This window comes from Amycolatopsis sp. NPDC051372, from assembly GCF_040682095.1.
Classification (GTDB): Bacteria; Actinomycetota; Actinomycetes; order Mycobacteriales; family Pseudonocardiaceae; genus Amycolatopsis.
Map to the genome: position 1 here is coordinate 357,402 of NZ_JBFBAF010000001.1, position 15,596 is coordinate 372,997.

Here is a 15,596-nt window from a genome sequence, read left to right on the forward strand (position 1 = left end):
GAAATGGGGGCCAGGTGAAGATCACCGGTATCGAGACGTTCCTCGTCGCACCACGTTGGTTGTTCCTGAAGGTGAACACCGACGAGGGCATCTCCGGCTGGGGCGAGCCCGTGGTCGAGGGCCGCGCCGAGACGGTGCGCGCGGCGGTGCACGAGATGGCCGAGCTCGTCGTCGGCCAGGACCCGCTGCGCATCGAGGACCACTGGCAGACGTTGCGCCGCGGCGGGTTCTACCGCGGCGGGCCGGTACTCTCCAGCGCGCTCGCGGGCTTCGACCACGCGCTGTGGGACATCGCCGGCAAGGTGCACGGGGTGCCGGTGCACGAGCTGCTCGGCGGGCCCGTGCGCGATCGCGTGCGCGTGTACTCGTGGGTGGGCGGCGACCGTCCTTCGGGCATCTTCGACGCCGTGTCCGCGCAGGTGGAGGCCGGGTTCACGGCGGTGAAGATGAATGTGGCGGGACCGCTCGCGCCCATCGCGTCACCCGCCGAAGCCAACGCGGCGCTGGCTCGCGCGCGCGAGGCCCGCGAGGCGCTGGGTCCGGAGCGCGACCTCGCCATCGACTTCCACGGCCGCGTCTCGCCCGCGATGGCGCGGCGGCTGGTGAAGATGCTCGAAGAGGTCCAGCCGATGTTCGTCGAGGAGCCGGTGCTGCCGGAGACGCAGGGTGGCGCGTTGGCGTCGGTCGTCTCCGCGTCGACGGTGCCGATCGCGGTCGGCGAACGGCTGTACTCGCGCTGGGAGTTCAAGCCGGTGCTCGATGCGGGCGTCGCGGTGGTGCAGCCCGACCCGTCGCACGCCGGTGGCATCTCGGAGCTGCGGCGCATCGCCGCGCTCGCCGAGGTCTACGGGGCGAGCATGGCGCCGCACTGCCCACTCGGCCCGATCTCGCTGGCGGCGTCGATGCAGGTGGCCTTCGCGACGCCGAACTTCCTGATTCAGGAACAGAGTCTCGGCATGCACTACCACCAGGGCACCGAGGCGCTGAGCTACCTGACGGACTCCGCGCTGTTCCGCTTCACCGACGGTTATGCGGCCCGTCCGACCGCCCCGGGCCTCGGCATCGAGGTCGACGAGCAAGCCGTGCGCCGCGCCGACGAGGTCGGCCACCACTGGCGTTCGCCCGTGTGGCGCCTGGACGACGGCGGGCTCGCCGAATGGTGACCGACGTCGTGTGGCTCGACAACGGCGTGCTGCGCCTCGGCGTCGTCCCGGCGCTGGGTGGGCGGCTGTTGTCGCTGGTGCACGGAGACGTCCAACTACTGTGGCGCAACCCGGCGTTGCTGGGTCCCGACCTGCAGCCGCTCGGCGGCCACGTCCTGGCCCCGAACTCCGGCCGGATGGGCGACTGGGTCAACTACGGCGGCGACAAGACCTGGCCCGCGCCGCAGGGCTGGGACGGGCCCGGCCAGTGGGCGGGGCCGCCGGACCCCGTGCTGGACTCGGGCCCGTACTCCGTCTCGGGTCTCACCGAGCGGTCGGTCACCCTGACCAGCGGCGTCGAACCCCGCACGGGCCTGCGGTTCACACGAGAGCTGACGCTGAGCTCCGGCGCTTCGTACACGCTGCGGCTCACGGCTGAGAACGCGTCCTCGGCGCCGGTGCGCTGGGCCCTGTGGAACGTCACCCAGCTGCCCGGCGGCGGCACCGTCACGGCCGGGCTCGCGGGCGTGCGCGCGCCGGCGGTCGTGGAGCTCGTGGCGGGCACTGGGAACCCCGAGTACACAGTGGACGGTGGCACGCTCGTGGTGCCGCCGCAGGACGTCGTCGGCAAGCTCGGCGTGCCGGACACCGCGGGCTGGGTCTCGTGCACCGTCGGCGAGGCCACACTCACGCTGTCCTTCGACGTCGACCCGGCCGCGGAGTACCCCGACGCGGGTTCGCCGCTGGAGATCTGGCTGGAGCACCCGCTGCCGGAACCCCTCGCCGACCTGGGTGACCTCGACCCGCCGGCGCGCATCGTGGAGCTGGAAGCCCTCGGTCCGCTGACCACGCTCGCTCCCGGTGAGACGACGTCGCTGACCGTGACGGGAACCGTTTCGGGCTGACGGCTCAGGCGTTCCAGCCGCCGTCGACGCGCAGGTCGCTGCCTGAGACGTAGGACGCGGCGGGTCCGGAGAGGAACGCGATCATCGCGGCGACCTCGTCCGCGGTGGCGTAGCGGCCGAACGGCAGCTGCGCGAGGACGCGCTGCCCCAGCGGGGAGTCCTTCGGGATGCCCATGTCCGTCTCGGCGAAGCCCGACACGACGGTGTTGACGGTGATCCGGCGCGGCGCGAGTTCGTGCGCCCACGAGCGCGTGTAGCCGCTCACTGCCGCCTTGGTCGCGCCGTAGTCGGCCAGACCGGCGGTGTAGGCGCGTTCCCCGGCGATGGAGCCGAGGCTGATGACGCGGCCGCCGTCCGGCATGTGGGCGAGCACGCGTTCGGTGGTGGCGACCAGGCCGAGCACGTTCACCGCCCAGATCCGCTCGCGGTCGGCCTGCGCGATGGTGCCCGTGGTGCCGCCGATGAGCGTGCCCGCGCTGTTGACCAGGACGTCGATGTGCCCGAACCGCTCGGCCACGGCGTCGACCATGGCGTTGACCTGCGCGACGTCGCCTTGGTCGGCCTGGAACACCTCGGCCGCGACACCCAGCGCCCGCACTTCCTCGGCAACGGCTTTCGCCCTGTCGGCCGACTGCACGTAGGCGAGCGCGACGTCGGCGCCGGCCGCCGCGAGGTGCCGGGCCGCCGCGGCGCCCAACCCCCGGCTGGCCCCGGTGACCAGCGCGACCTTGCCGCGCAGTTGCTGCTCTGTCATGGCGACTCCCCGTTCGTTCGAGATGATCTCGGACGATACCCGGTACTCAGTCCGAAATTCGCAGGACTGAGTCTCATTTTCTGCCCGTTCGTCCTCTGGCGGTCCGCGCTTAAGCTGGCCTCGTGACAGCGCCCCACCCGTCGCCCCACCCGGCCGCCGGCTCGGTTCGCGAGGCGAAGCGAACGGAGACCCGCGAAGCCATCCGCCAAGCCGCCGTGGCGTTGTTCGCCGAACACGGCTTCGACCAGGTCACCGTCACCGACATCACGCGAGCCTCCGGGGTCGCCCGGAGCACGTTCTTCCGGTACTTCCCGGACAAGGCCGAAGTTCTGTTCGAGGACGATTCGGCCTCACACCTGCTCCTGGCGAAGGCCGTGGCGGGCGCGGCGCGAGCGGCGGAAGAACCACTCGGTGACTCGTTCGGCGCGGTGATGCGGGTGGCGCGCGCCGCGATCCTCGTGCTCGCCGATTCCAAGGCTATCCAGGCGGTGCGGTACCCGGTGCGCGAACAGCTGATCGCCGAGACGCCTCAGCTGCAGGCGTGCAGTTTGGTCAAGGAGCGCGGGTACACCGACGCGCTGGACGCGGCGCTGGTCGAACAAGGCGCGGCGCCGATCGAGGCGAGGCAGGCCGCCCACGTCGCGACCGCGTGTTACGACGCCGGCTACACGCAGGCCTTCAGCTCGCCCGAAACGCTTCCGGAGACGGTCGCCGCGGCGTTCGAGCGGCTCTTCGCGCTGTAATTCCCTCGACTGCCCTACCTGGCGTGTGCCAGGCTCTCCGCCGGCTCGGTGCACGGGGTGCCGAGGCCTTCGCGAGGCCGAACCGGTGGGAGCCGTCTGGATCCCACCGGCCCCGCCCACCTCTGACCTGCACGGGTATCGTGGCCGCGTGACGGACAAGCCCCGGATTCCCAACGTGCTCGCCGCCCGCTACGCGTCGCCCGAGCTGGTGCGGCTGTGGTCGCCCGAGCAGAAGGTGGTGCTGGAGCGGCAGCTGTGGCTCGCCGTGCTCCGCGCGCAGAACGAGCTGGGCGTCGAGGTGCCCGAAGGTGTGCTCGCGGACTACGAGCGCGTGATCGACGACGTGAACCTCGGGTCGATCGCCGAGCGCGAGCGCGTGACGCGCCACGACGTGAAGGCCCGCATCGAGGAGTTCAACGCCCTCGCCGGCCACGAGCACGTACACAAGGGCATGACCTCGCGCGACCTCACGGAGAACGTCGAGCAGCTGCAGCAGCTGCGGTCGCTGGAGCTCATGCGCAGCCGTGTCGCCGCGGTGCTCGCGCGCCTGGCCGCGCTCGCCGTGGAGCACTCCGACCTGGTGATGGCCGGGCGCTCGCACAACGTCGCCGCGCAGGCCACCACGCTGGGCAAGCGCTTCGCGACCGCCGCCGACGAGCTGCTGGTCGCGTTCTCCCGCCTGGACAACCTCATCGAGCGCTACCCGCTGCGGGGCATCAAGGGCCCGGTCGGCACGGCGCAGGACATGCTCGACCTGCTCGGCGATGAGTCCACTTTGGACCTCCTGGAATCCAAGATCGCCGAGCACCTCGGGTTCCGCAACCACTTCGTGAGCGTCGGGCAGGTCTACCCGCGTTCGCTCGACTTCGACGTGTTGTCCACGCTGGTGCAGCTGGCCGCGGCGCCGTCGAGCCTCGCCAAGACGATCCGCCTGATGGCCGGCCACGAGCTCGTGACCGAGGGCTTCAAGCCCGGCCAGGTCGGCTCGTCGGCCATGCCGCACAAGATGAACACACGCTCGTGCGAGCGGGTCAACGGTCTGGCCGTCGTGCTGCGCGGGCACCTGTCGATGATCGGCGAGCTCGCGGGCGACCAGTGGAACGAGGGCGACGTGTCGGACTCGGTCGTGCGCCGCGTCGCGCTGCCCGACGCGTTCTTCGCGCTCGACGGCCTGCTGGAGACCTTCCTCACGGTGCTGGCCGAGTTCGGCGCCTTCCCGGCCGTGGTCGAGCGTGAGCTTGATCGCTACCTGCCGTTCCTCGCCACCACGAAGGTGCTGATGGCGGCTGTGCGCGGCGGCGTCGGACGTGAGACGGCCCACGAGGCGATCAAGGAGAACGCCGTCGGCGTGGCCCTGGCGATGCGCGAGCGCGGCGCCGAGAACGACCTGCTCGACCGGCTGGCGGCCGACTCACGCTTGCCGTTGGACCGCGGTGACCTGGACAAGCTCCTCGCCGATCGGATTTCGTTCACGGGTGTGGCGCCGGCGCAGGTCGAGGAGGTGGCGCAGCGCGTGGAGACCGTGCTGGAGCGCTTCCCGGAAGCGGCGCAGTACGCGCCGGGGCCCATCCTGTAAGCGGAGCTGACAGGACCCGGCGGAAAATCCGGCTACTGCGGAGCGAGTCGGCTTCCTAGCGTTTGGGCACTGGCGACAGAAGAGAGTCGACGATGCCGCTCAGCCGCCGTGCCCTGGTTCTCCTACTCACCGCCGTGCTGGCTGCCGCGTGTTCGAGCAGCCCGCCGTCGGCACCGGCCGCCCCGGTGCCGACGTGCCGCGTGGTGAAGACCCCCGTCTCGATCCCCGGCGTGGCCGCGCCGGGACAGCTCACCGGTGATCTGTGCACGCCCCCGAGCGGCAACGGCACCGTGCTGCTGCTCGTCGCCGGGGGCGGGGAGAACGCCGACTACTGGGACCTGCCCGAGCTGCGTTCCAGCAGCCTCGTCCGCGCGGCCCTGGCCAAGGGCTACGCCACCTACGCGCTCGACCGGCTCGGCACCGGCCGCTCGACCGTGCCCGCTTCGAGCACATCAGTGACCTACGACGCCCAAGTGTCCACTGCGGACCAGGTGGCGACGGCGTTGCACAGCGACATCCAGGTATTCGGCACCACCTGGCACACCGTCGTGGGCATCGGGCACTCGCTGGGTTCCGGCACGCTGGCCGGCGTCGCGGCGAGGCACGCCGGAGTGCTCGACGCGCTGATCCTCACCGGGTACGGCGCTGCCGTGACCCCGGAAACCCTTCAGCTCGACAAGCTCTACCAGGTGCCGGCGCGGACCGTCGGGACCCGGTGGCGAGGGCTGGACGACGGGTACGTGACGGTGCTGCCGGACAAGGTCGAGCAGATCGGCCTCGTCCACGGCCCGGGCACCGACCCGAAGGCGCTGCCGGTGATCGGGGCCCACCAGGGGATCCTTTCCGACACCGAGCTGTCCTCCCGGCCGCAGGGCGCCGCCGCGGCAGCACAGGCGGCCCGGATCACGGTGCCGGCGCTGGTCGCCGTCGGCCAGTTCGATCGCCACTACTGCGAGGGCAATCCCGTGGGCGCGCCGCCGTCACCGACTCCGCAGTGCGGTGGCGCGCCCGCGTTCCAGAGCTACGAGAAGAAGCTGCTGCCCAACGCGTGCCTCGCCACGCACCTGGTCGCCGGCAGTGGGCACGCGATCCAGGAGGAGCTCGCCGCGCCCGCTGCGAACGCGTTGTACCTGTCGTGGCTGCGAACCACCTTCGGCGGCGGCAAAGCGCAGTGCGTGGAGACCGGCGCGGTGCCGTGATCCACCTCATTCGCGAGCGCGGCGAACCCACGCTCGACGGGAAACCGATTCCGGCTCCACCGGCGCCGGCGCGAATTCCTGTGACCGCGGGCACGAAGTCCACCTACTGAGACGAAGTTACCCGATCGGGCGAAATCCCTAATCTCGGACGCTGAACCCGGAAGCGCCAGGCCGCACCCCGCGGCCTGGCGTTTTTCATGTCCGTGAGCCAGGAAGAAGTCATGCGCAAGCTCCTCAGCACTCTCGCCGTCGTAGTCGCCTCCGCCGTCACGCTCACCGCGTGCGGCTCGTCGGACGCGTCGGGCCAGACGCTGCGCGTCGGCACCCTCACGGACGCGCCGCCCAGCATCTACCTCGAAAACGGCCAGTTCACCGGCTACGACAACGAGCTGCTGCGCGACATCGCCAAGCGCGAAGGCTTCCAGGTCGAGTTCGTCGGCACCGAGTTCTCCGGCCTGCTCGCCAAGGTCGCGGGCGGGCAGCTCGACATCGGCAGCTCCACCATCTCCGCCACCACCGCGCGCAAGAAGACCGTCTCCTTCTCCAACGGCTACGACACCAGCTACACCACCGTTGTCAGCAAGAAGGGCGCGAGCCTGGCCGACGCGAGCGCTTTCTCGGGCAAGCGCCTCGGCGTGGTGCAGGGTTCCGTGCAGGACGAGTTCGCGGGCAAGCTCGCGGGCGCCGAGGTCGTGCGCTTCCCCGACTACAACGCGGGTTTCGCGCAGCTGCGCGACGGCGGCCTCGACGGCTGGGTGGTACCGAGGGACATCGGCCAGAAGTACCTCGATCAGAACCCGGCCGTGCCGCTCGAGTTCGGTTACACCGTGCTGGACAAGGACACGCCCTCGGCCTACGCCGTGGCGAAGTCCGATCCGGACCTGCTGAACAAGCTCAACGACGGCCTCGCGAAGGCCATCGCCGACGGCACCGTCGCCCGCCTGCACGCCCAGTTCTTCAAGCAGGCACCCGTGGCCCCGGAGCTCGCCAAGGGCGGTCCCGGCCTGCCGGTGAAGAACGCGTGACTGTCCTATCCTGCATCGACGGTTCCGGCCGGGAAGCTGAGGAGTGACATGAAGAAGACATTGGTCACAGCCGTCACGGCGGCGGCCCTGCTCGCCACGCTCACCGCGTGCGGCGGTGGCAGCGGCAGCGATGGTGACACCCTGCGCGTCGGCACGCTGAGCGACTCGCGACCCAACGCCTACCAGGAGAACGGCCAGTTCACCGGGTTCGACAACGAGCTGCTGAAGGACATCGCGGCCAAGGAGAACCTGAAGGTCGAGTTCGTCGCGGTCGACTTCTCCGCGCTGCTGGGCCAGGTCGCCAACGGGACGTTCGACATCGGCAGCGCGGGCATCGCGCAGACCGACGCGCGCAAGCAGACCGTGGCGTTCTCCGACCCGTACAACTACCAGTCGCTGGGCATCGAGGCTAAGGAGACGGCGGGCATCACCGACGAGAACTCCTTGGCGGGCAAACGGATGGGCGTGGTGCAGGGCACCGTCTCCGACACCTGGCTCGCGACGAACGCGCCCAAGGCCCAGGCCGTGCGCTTCCCCAACGACGCGGCGGCGCTGAGCGCACTGAAGTCGTCGGCCATCGATGGCGCGGTGTTCGACGCGGCCTCGGCCGAGGACTACTCGGCGAAGAACCCTGGCCTGAAGGTCACCAAGACGATCACCACGACGATCCCGCACGGGTACGCCGTGAAGAAGGGCAACACCGACCTGCTGAACAAGCTCAACGACGGCATCAAGAAGATCGTCGCCGACGGCACCTGGAAGAACGTGCACCAGCAGTTCGAGCCGAACGAGCCGGTGCCCACCGATTTCGCCGCGGGGCAGTAGTCCAAGATGGATCAGTTTCTCGACACATTCCTCAACTGGGACTACATCTGGCAGGTCTTCCCCGATCTGCTGAAGACGGGCCTGGTCAACACGCTGATCCTCGCCGGGGTGTCGGCGGTCATCGGCACCGTGCTCGGCATGGTGCTGGCGGTGATGGGACTGTCCAAGAAGGTCTGGCTGCGCTGGCCCGCGCGGGTGTACACCGACATCTTCCGCGGCCTGCCGGCGATCCTGACGATCCTCGTGATCGGCCAAGGCCTGGGCACGCTCGCGCGGCCGATCGTCGGCCACAACCCGTACCCGCTGGGCATCACCGCGTTGAGCCTGATCGCCGCGGCCTACATCGGTGAGATCTTCCGCGCGGGCATCCAGAGTGTCGAAAAAGGACAGCTGGAGGCCAGCCGCGCGCTGGGCATGACCTACACCAAGGCGATGCTGCTGGTGGTGATCCCGCAGGGCGTGCGCCGTGTGCTGCCCGCGCTGGTGAACCAGTTCATCGCGCTGGTGAAGGACTCGACGCTGGTGTACTTCCTCGGGTTCCTCACCTCGCAGCGCGAGCTGTTCCGCATCGGCCAGGACCTGGCGGCCAACACGGGCAACCTGTCGCCGCTGGTGGCGGCCGGCGTGGTGTACCTCGTGATCACCGTGCCGCTCACGCACCTGGTGAACTACATCGACAAGCGACTGCAGACCGGCCGCAAGGTCCGCGCCGACCCCGGCGACGACGGCGGCAGCAACCTGTCGCTCGTGAACACCGAGAGGGTGAGCCTGTGACCACCGCCGTGCGATCGTCCAGTGTGGAGCTGCGCGACATCCACGTCAGCTTCGGCACGCTCGAAGTCCTGCGCGGCGTGGACCTGAAGGTGGCCAGCGGCCGCACCACGTGCGTCATCGGCCCGTCCGGCTCGGGCAAGTCCACGCTGCTGCGCTGCGTCAACCGCCTGCAGGAACCCGACAGCGGCGACCTGCTGCTCGACGGCACCAGCGTGATCCACTCGAACCCGGACGCGCTGCGCCAGCGCGTGGGCATGGTGTTCCAGCACTTCAACCTCTTCGGCCACCGCAGCGTGCTGGACAACATCGTGCTGCCGCTGCGGAGCGTGAAGCGACTGTCCAAAGAGGAGGCAGCGGAGATCGCGCACGCGCGGCTGGCCGAGGTGGGCCTGGAGGACAAGGCGCCGTACCGGCCGTCGGCGCTGTCGGGCGGGCAGCAACAGCGCGTGGCCATCGCGCGGGCGCTGGCGATGGACCCCGAGGTGATGCTGTTCGACGAGGCCACCTCCGCACTGGACCCCGAGCTGGTCAAGGGCGTGCTGAACCTGATGGCGGGCCTGGCTTCGCGGGGCCTCACGTTGATCGTGGTGACGCACGAAATGGGCTTCGCGCGCAGCGTCGCCGATGAAGTGGCGTTCATGGACGCCGGCCGGATCGTGGAGCAGGGGAGCCCGGATCAGATCTTCGACAACCCGCGCAGCCCGCGGTTGCAGCAGTTCCTTTCGCAGGTGCTCTGAGCGCTCTCGGCAATTTCCCCGAATTGTTCGCGCGTATCACGAAATTCGGTGACTTGACCGGAGAATTCGTGAGCGTAGTCTCGGCCCCGCACTTCATCGCATTCACGCTCGAGGCGAGAGCGAGGAAGCCGAGATGGGTGGAGCCGGGGAGCTCACCGCGCGGGTCAAGGGCAGGGTCTATTTTCCAGGCGACGTGGGGTACGACCGGGAACGGGGCGGGTTCAACCTCGCGCTCGACCACCGGCCCGAGGTGGTGGTGGCGGCCGCGGCCGAATCCGACGTGGGCGCGGGTGTGCGCTTCGCCGCGGAGCACGGGCTGGCCGTCGACGTGCAGTCGACCGGCCACGGCGCGCACCGCTCGATGGGCGGCGGTCTGCTCGTCACCACGCGGAGCCTGAACCGGGTCGAGGTCGACCCGCGGCGGCGGGTCGCGCGCGTCTCGGCCGGCGCGACGGCGGGTGACGTCCTCGTCGCCACCGCGGCACACGGCCTGACCGCGCCGGTCGGGTCCGTGCCCGGCGTCGGTTACGTCTCCTACAGCCTCGGCGGCGGCCTCGGGATGCTCGGCCGCCGCCACGGTTACGCCGCCGACCACGTGCGCCGCTTCGACGTCGTCACGGCGGACGGCCGCGAGCTCACCGTGACGGCCGAACAGCACCCCGACCTGTTCTGGGCCCTGCGCGGTGGTGGCGGCAACCTCGCCGCGGTCACGGCGCTGGAAACCAGCTTGGTGCCGCTGCGCGAGCTCTACGGGGGCAGCCTGTTCTTCACCTCCGAGCGCGCACCGGTGGTCATCGAACGGTTCCGGTCGAGCCTGGCGACGGCGCCGCGAGAGCTGAGCCTGTCGCTCGCATTCCTCGCCTTCCCGGACGTGCCGGGCGTACCCGAGCCGCTGCGGGGCCGGTTCTGCTGCCACCTGCGCGTGGCCTACCTCGGCGCCGCGGACGTCGGCCGGCGGTTCGTCGAGCCGCTGGTCACGGCGGGGCCGTTCCTGGACACGGTGACGACGATGCCGATGACCGACCTCGGCTCGATCCACGCCGACCCGGTGGGCCCGATGCCGGTCGACAGCGAGAGCCTCGCGCTGACCAGCGAGGACGCGCTGGAGGTCGTGCCGTCGCTCGTGGATCCGCGCGCGCCGTTCATGCTGGAGCTGCGCCACCTCGGCGGCGCGCTGGCCGACGAACCCGAGGTCGCGGACGCCGTCGGGCACCGCGCGGCGCGGCTGAACCTGTTCACGTCGGCGCACCCCGGCGCCGCACCCGGGTCGCAGTCGCACGTGTACGAAGCCGTCTCGGGGTGGAGCTCCGGCGGTCCATTGAGGACGTTCCTGCCCACGAGCCACACCGACGCGTCGTCCTGCTACGAACCGGCCACGGCCACGGAGCTAGCGCGCCTCAAGGACGTCTGGGATCCGGGTGACGTGTTCAGCTTCGCCCCGGCCGTGGTGGCACCAGCTCTTCGAGCCAGTCGAACATCCGGTTCTCGGTGAGCAGCCGGCCCATCGGCTGCACGTGCTCGTTGGCGCCCTCCTCGACGGTGAACCGCAGCAGGTCGGCGCGGCCGCCGTGTCCGCGCACGAGCTCGGCGAGCCGGCTGGACTGGCCGGGCCAGAACTGCTCGTCGTCGGGGTCGGTGATGAGCAAGGGCGTGGTGATGGCGGCGACGGTTTCCTCGTCCAGCTGGTACTTCTCGACGGCTTTGAAGAGGTCGTACCAGTCTTCGTGCGAGTAGGGCCGCGCCCGGAATGTCAAGGTGCGGCGCAGGCCCGGCAGGCGGACGGCGATGCCCATGTCGCGGTTGAACGTGTCGCGCTCGCCGTGCTCCAGCGCGGTCCGCATGCCCTTGGACAGGGGGCGCATCCAGGAAGTCGACACGTCGACCACACCAGGGTCGATCACCGCGGCGGCCAGGCGGTGCTCGAACGCGAGCGCGCGGGGCAGCCAGTAGCCGGCCTGGCTGATTCCGTAGCCGGCGAGCTCGGCAACGTCCGGACGGTCGACGAGCGTGTCGACGACCGGGGTGAGCACGGCTTCCCAGTCGTGGCGGAAGCAGGTTTCGCGCTCGAACAGCATCGACTGCTGGCCGGGGCCGTCGTAGAGGAACGCATTCCAGCCGCGGGCCAGCGCGCCGGCCGCCGCGGAGGTCCACAGGTCGCTGAGGGCGCCGTCGCTGCCGTTGGTGACGACGAGCGTCGGGCGCGAGGTGCCGGACGCGTCGGGGCGCAGGAGGTAACCGGGCAGCTCCGTGCCTTCGTAGGGAACGGGGACGCGGAGGAAGGCGCCTTCGGAGCAGTCCACCACGGCTTCCCAGCATTCCCGGTGGGACTTGAACGCTTCCTTCAACGCGGCCGTGTCGTCCCCTGTGGACAGTCCGTCGACGACGCAGGCCCAGTACGTCGCCGCTCGCAGGTAGTGGGAGCCGGCGCTGACCAGGTGCCCGGCTTCGCGCGCCTTCGCGGCTTCTTCCTGCACACGGGTCGCCGTCCGCTCCCACTCGCGCGACCAGTCCGTCGGCCGGCCGACGCGGGCGATCGTCGCCAGCACCTCACCGACCTCACTCGCCCCGCGCACGGCGCGGCCGAGCACTCCGCGAGTGGCGAAATCGAGCTCGTCGTCGCGGAAGAATCCCGCGGAAATGACCTTGTTGCCGTGGGAAACCAACGCCACCATTTGTGCCTCCCCATCTTTCGTCCACACTCGTCTCTCGGTGCGGGCGTTGACAAGGCGGGGCTTGACTCAGCCGGCGGGGGAAGCGGTGATCGTGCATTCCTCGGCGGCACCCAAATTCAGCACCGCAGCAGCGGATCCGCCGTTCACGGCGATGGCCAGGTGGCCGGCCGAGTCGGTGAAAACCAGGTTCGTGCCCGGGGGCACGTCGCCGAAGGTCCGCCCGATCGTCGCCGACACCGCCACGCGTTCGCTGTGGACCGTGACGCCGCCCGTCAGCCCGGTCAGCTCGAGGTCGGCGGGGGTGGCGGCGAGCTGGACGTTGCCGAAGTGGTCGACCGTCAGCACGTCCGACACCAGCTTCCCGGGGAACGCGGCGATCATCGGCTCAGGCAGCCGGACCAGGTCGTCGACCTCTGGCCCGAAGCTCGCGGGTTCGGCCCCGAGCGCGAGGCGGGCGGCGGCGGGGGCGAACACGTCGCGGCCGTGGAAGGTCGCCGACGCCGGGTCGGGCACGTCGATCTCAAAAGCCTCGGTCACGCCGCCGAGCGCGGCCGCGGCGGGCAGGAGCAGGCCGTTGTCGGGCCCGACCAGCGGGCCTCGGGGGGTGACGACGACGATGCTTCGTCTTGTGGTGCCCACGCCGGGGTCCACCACGGCCAGGTGCACGGCGTCCGGCAGCGACGGCACGGTCTGCGCCAGCACCGCCGCGCCCGGGCGCACCTGCTGCGGCGGCACGAGGTGCGTCACGTCGAGCACCCGCACGTCGGGCGCCAGGCGCGCGATCACCCCGTGGCAGGCCGCGACGAAGCCGTCGCGCAGGCCGTAGTCGGTGGTGAACGAGATCCAGCGGTAGCGCATGACCTGCATCATCCTCGGTTCCCGGGGCCTCGGGTTAGGGTGCAGCCGTGACGACGCTCGCCGAATACCCGAAGATCGCCGCCGGCAAGGTCCGGGAGCTCTACGCCGTAGGGGACGACCACCTGTTGCTGGTCACGTCCGACCGCATCTCGGCCTACGACTTCGTGCTGGACACGCCCATCCCGGACAAGGGGCGCGTCCTCACGGCGATGAGCGTGTTCTGGTTCACCCAGCTCGCCGACCTCATCCCGAACCACCTCGTGGCCTGGGACGACCCGCGCATCCCCGCCGAGGTCCTGGGCCGGTCGCTGCTCGTGCGGCGGTTGGACATGCTGCCGGTGGAGGCCGTCGCGCGCGGGTACCTCACGGGGTCCGGCTTCGCCGACTACCAGCGCAGCGGTTCGGTCTGCGGCGTCGAGTTACCGGGCGGCTTGGTGGAGTCGGCACGGTTGCCCTCGCCCATTTTCACGCCGGCGACGAAGGCCGAGCTGGGTGAGCACGACGAGAACGTGTCGTTCGAAACGGTCGCGGCGCAGATCGGCTTGGCGCGCGCGACCGATGTCCGCGACGCGACGCTCGCCATCTACCGCCGCGGCGCCGAGTTCGCGGCCGAGCGCGGCATCCTGCTGGCGGACACGAAGTTCGAGTTCGGCCTCGACGCCGAGGGCCGGCTCGTCCTCGCCGACGAGGTCCTCACGCCCGACTCGTCGCGGTACTGGCCGGCCGACGGCTACGAGCCCGGCCACACCCAGCCGTCGTTCGACAAGCAGTACGTGCGCGACTGGCTCACCGGCCCGTCCGGCTGGGACCGCGCGTCGAACACCCAGCCGCCGCCGCTGCCGGACGACGTCGTGGCCGCCACGCGCGCGCGTTACGTCGAGGCCTACGAGCGCATCAGCGGGCTTTCGCTGGCCGACTGGCCGGGCGCCTGAAACTGTCGGTGGGCGCTGGCAGACTGGATCACATGAGCGAGGCTTTGGTACTGGGCGGCGGCGGGGTCGCGGGGATCGCGTGGATGACGGGCCTCCTGGCGGGCCTCGCCGACGCGGGGCATGACGTCAGCGGCGCGGACCTGATCGTCGGCACGTCGGCGGGCTCCGCCGTCGCCGCGCAGATCGGCAGCGGGTTGAGCCTGGGCGAGCTGTACGTCCGGCAGGCGGACGCGGCGCGTCAGTCCCCGGAGATCCCGGTCGAGGTGGACCTGGAGAAGTTCGGCGAGCAGTTCGGCGCCGCGGTTTCGGCCGGCTCGGTTCTCGAGGTCCGGCGCGCGGTCGGCGAGTTCGCGCTGTCGGCCTCCACCGTGCCGGAGTCGCGCCGCCGCTCGGTGATCGAGGCGCGGCTCCCGTCGCACGAGTGGCCGACCCGCGCGTTGGCGATCGTGGCGGTCGACGCGGTCTCCGGCGAGCCCCGCGTCTTCCGCAACGACTCGGGCGTGTCGCTGGTCGACGCCGTGGCCGCCAGCTGCGCCGTCCCGGGCATCTGGCCGCCGGTCTCCATCGAGGGCCACCGCTACGTCGACGGCGGCGTGCGGTCCGCGGACAACGCCGACTACGCCGCGGGGTACGACCGGGTGCTGGTGGTCATGCCCCTGGGCTCGGCCGATGTCTTTCCGACGGAGAAGCCCTTCGCGGACGTCGTGGCCTCTCTGCGCGCCGGCGGCTCCTCGGTGGCCGTGGTGGAACCCGACGAGGCCTCCCTGGCGGCGATCGGCCAGAACCCCCTGGACCCGGAAACGCGCCGCCCATCCGCCGAGGCGGGGCGGGTGCAGGGAAAGGGCCTGGAGATCGTTTGGTCGTGATCGCTTCGCCACGGTCGTGTTCTGGCCGTGGTCACTGCCGCTGTCGCTCCGCTCGCCCGGGACTTGTCCACACCTGCTCGCCCGGGCCGCACTTGTCCACAGATTCCGCCCACGACTTGTCCACACCCACCCGCTCGAGGCGCAGTTGTCCACAGATTCCGCGCATGCCGTTTTTCGGCCGCGGGCGCCGATAGACTGGGACGGGGACGCCCCCCAGGGGGGCGGGGGTTGTGTGTCCTCCCGGCTGGGGGCCCGGAAAAGTCTTGTGGCCTGGTTGTCGGGCGGGCACGGTCTCTGGCGATCATGTGAGTGTCTGGGTCCCATGATCGTGTGGGAGAGTCGTGCTTGCTGTGCCATCGGGCCTTTCCGGCCGTTTTTGATCGCCTAGTCCCGCTGACGGCGGTGGACGCTGCTCCGGGTGGGCGGGCGACCTGCGTAAACATCTGGCGATGGTGGCGGACCCGCGGCATCGGCGGGTGTGCGGCATTCGATCGGGTCAGTTTTTGCAGTGGATCGCGGAGGTCGGGCCATGTCCGGGGTGTGATCGCTTCATGAGTGAGGCGGAAAACAGGCAGCCGACCCGACTTT

Annotated in this window: 15 protein-coding genes; 12 read left to right on the top strand and 3 right to left on the bottom strand. The window is 70.6% G+C overall.

All coding sequences use genetic code 11. The annotated features are described in order from the left end of the window. Positions 1-14 precede the first annotated feature (14 nt). Complete coding sequence (gene dgoD, locus AB0M56_RS01715) at positions 15-1,163, top strand: galactonate dehydratase (RefSeq protein WP_364169816.1); 1,149 nt, start codon at positions 15-17, stop codon at positions 1,161-1,163. Beyond that, entirely contained in the window at positions 1,157-2,047 is an 891-nt protein-coding gene (locus AB0M56_RS01720; RefSeq protein ID WP_364169818.1) for a DUF4380 domain-containing protein, read from the top strand. The genes dgoD and AB0M56_RS01720 overlap by 7 nt, the downstream gene beginning before the upstream one ends. A gap of 4 nt (positions 2,048-2,051) precedes the next feature. On the opposite strand, the gene AB0M56_RS01725 is transcribed toward AB0M56_RS01720, so the two are convergent. Beyond that, the gene (locus AB0M56_RS01725; protein WP_364169821.1) at positions 2,052-2,801 is read right to left on the bottom strand and encodes an SDR family oxidoreductase; all 750 of its coding nucleotides are present in this window, start codon (positions 2,799-2,801) and stop codon (positions 2,052-2,054) included. Positions 2,802-2,923: 122 nt separating this feature from the next. Here AB0M56_RS01725 and AB0M56_RS01730 point away from each other — a divergent pair, with 122 nt between their 5' ends. The 8 genes from AB0M56_RS01730 to AB0M56_RS01765 all read left to right on the top strand — a co-directional run bounded on the left by AB0M56_RS01730 (position 2,924) and on the right by AB0M56_RS01765 (position 11,172). Continuing rightward, positions 2,924-3,544, top strand: coding sequence for a TetR family transcriptional regulator (locus AB0M56_RS01730; RefSeq protein WP_364169824.1), 621 nt, complete (start codon positions 2,924-2,926; stop codon positions 3,542-3,544). Between the two features lie 148 nt (positions 3,545-3,692). Next, complete coding sequence (gene purB / locus AB0M56_RS01735; protein ID WP_364169827.1) at positions 3,693-5,120, top strand: adenylosuccinate lyase; 1,428 nt, start codon at positions 3,693-3,695, stop codon at positions 5,118-5,120. 92 nt (positions 5,121-5,212) lie between these two features. Beyond that, positions 5,213-6,319, top strand: a complete 1,107-nt coding sequence (locus AB0M56_RS01740; RefSeq protein WP_364169830.1) for an alpha/beta fold hydrolase — start codon at positions 5,213-5,215, stop codon at positions 6,317-6,319. A gap of 221 nt (positions 6,320-6,540) precedes the next feature. Then, the gene (locus tag AB0M56_RS01745) at positions 6,541-7,344 is read left to right on the top strand and encodes a transporter substrate-binding domain-containing protein (protein ID WP_364169833.1); all 804 of its coding nucleotides are present in this window, start codon (positions 6,541-6,543) and stop codon (positions 7,342-7,344) included. Between the two features lie 48 nt (positions 7,345-7,392). Then, on the top strand, positions 7,393-8,169 hold the full coding sequence (locus AB0M56_RS01750; RefSeq protein ID WP_364169836.1) for an ABC transporter substrate-binding protein: 777 nt from the start codon (positions 7,393-7,395) through the stop codon (positions 8,167-8,169). A gap of 6 nt (positions 8,170-8,175) precedes the next feature. Further along, the gene (locus AB0M56_RS01755) at positions 8,176-8,943 is read left to right on the top strand and encodes an amino acid ABC transporter permease (protein WP_364169839.1); all 768 of its coding nucleotides are present in this window, start codon (positions 8,176-8,178) and stop codon (positions 8,941-8,943) included. After that, positions 8,940-9,680, top strand: a complete 741-nt coding sequence (locus AB0M56_RS01760) for an amino acid ABC transporter ATP-binding protein (protein ID WP_364169841.1) — start codon at positions 8,940-8,942, stop codon at positions 9,678-9,680. Before AB0M56_RS01755 ends, AB0M56_RS01760 begins: the two co-directional genes overlap by 4 nt. Before the next feature lie 133 nt (positions 9,681-9,813). Beyond that, positions 9,814-11,172, top strand: a complete 1,359-nt coding sequence (locus AB0M56_RS01765) for an FAD-binding protein (protein WP_364169844.1) — start codon at positions 9,814-9,816, stop codon at positions 11,170-11,172. On the opposite strand, the gene AB0M56_RS01770 is transcribed toward AB0M56_RS01765, so the two are convergent. Together AB0M56_RS01770 and AB0M56_RS01775 are read right to left on the bottom strand one after the other, a co-directional pair. After that, positions 11,108-12,352, bottom strand: a complete 1,245-nt coding sequence (locus AB0M56_RS01770; RefSeq protein WP_364169846.1) for a hypothetical protein — start codon at positions 12,350-12,352, stop codon at positions 11,108-11,110. The genes AB0M56_RS01765 and AB0M56_RS01770 overlap by 65 nt on opposite strands. Before the next feature lie 66 nt (positions 12,353-12,418). Then, positions 12,419-13,222, bottom strand: coding sequence for an SAM-dependent chlorinase/fluorinase (locus AB0M56_RS01775; RefSeq protein WP_364169849.1), 804 nt, complete (start codon positions 13,220-13,222; stop codon positions 12,419-12,421). 35 nt (positions 13,223-13,257) lie between these two features. On the opposite strand from AB0M56_RS01775, the gene AB0M56_RS01780 reads away from it, so the two are divergent. Both AB0M56_RS01780 and AB0M56_RS01785 read left to right on the top strand, forming a co-directional pair. Beyond that, the gene (locus tag AB0M56_RS01780) at positions 13,258-14,142 is read left to right on the top strand and encodes a phosphoribosylaminoimidazolesuccinocarboxamide synthase (RefSeq protein ID WP_364169852.1); all 885 of its coding nucleotides are present in this window, start codon (positions 13,258-13,260) and stop codon (positions 14,140-14,142) included. Positions 14,143-14,174: 32 nt separating this feature from the next. After that, positions 14,175-15,008, top strand: a complete 834-nt coding sequence (locus tag AB0M56_RS01785) for a patatin-like phospholipase family protein (RefSeq protein WP_364169854.1) — start codon at positions 14,175-14,177, stop codon at positions 15,006-15,008. Positions 15,009-15,596 lie beyond the last annotated feature (588 nt).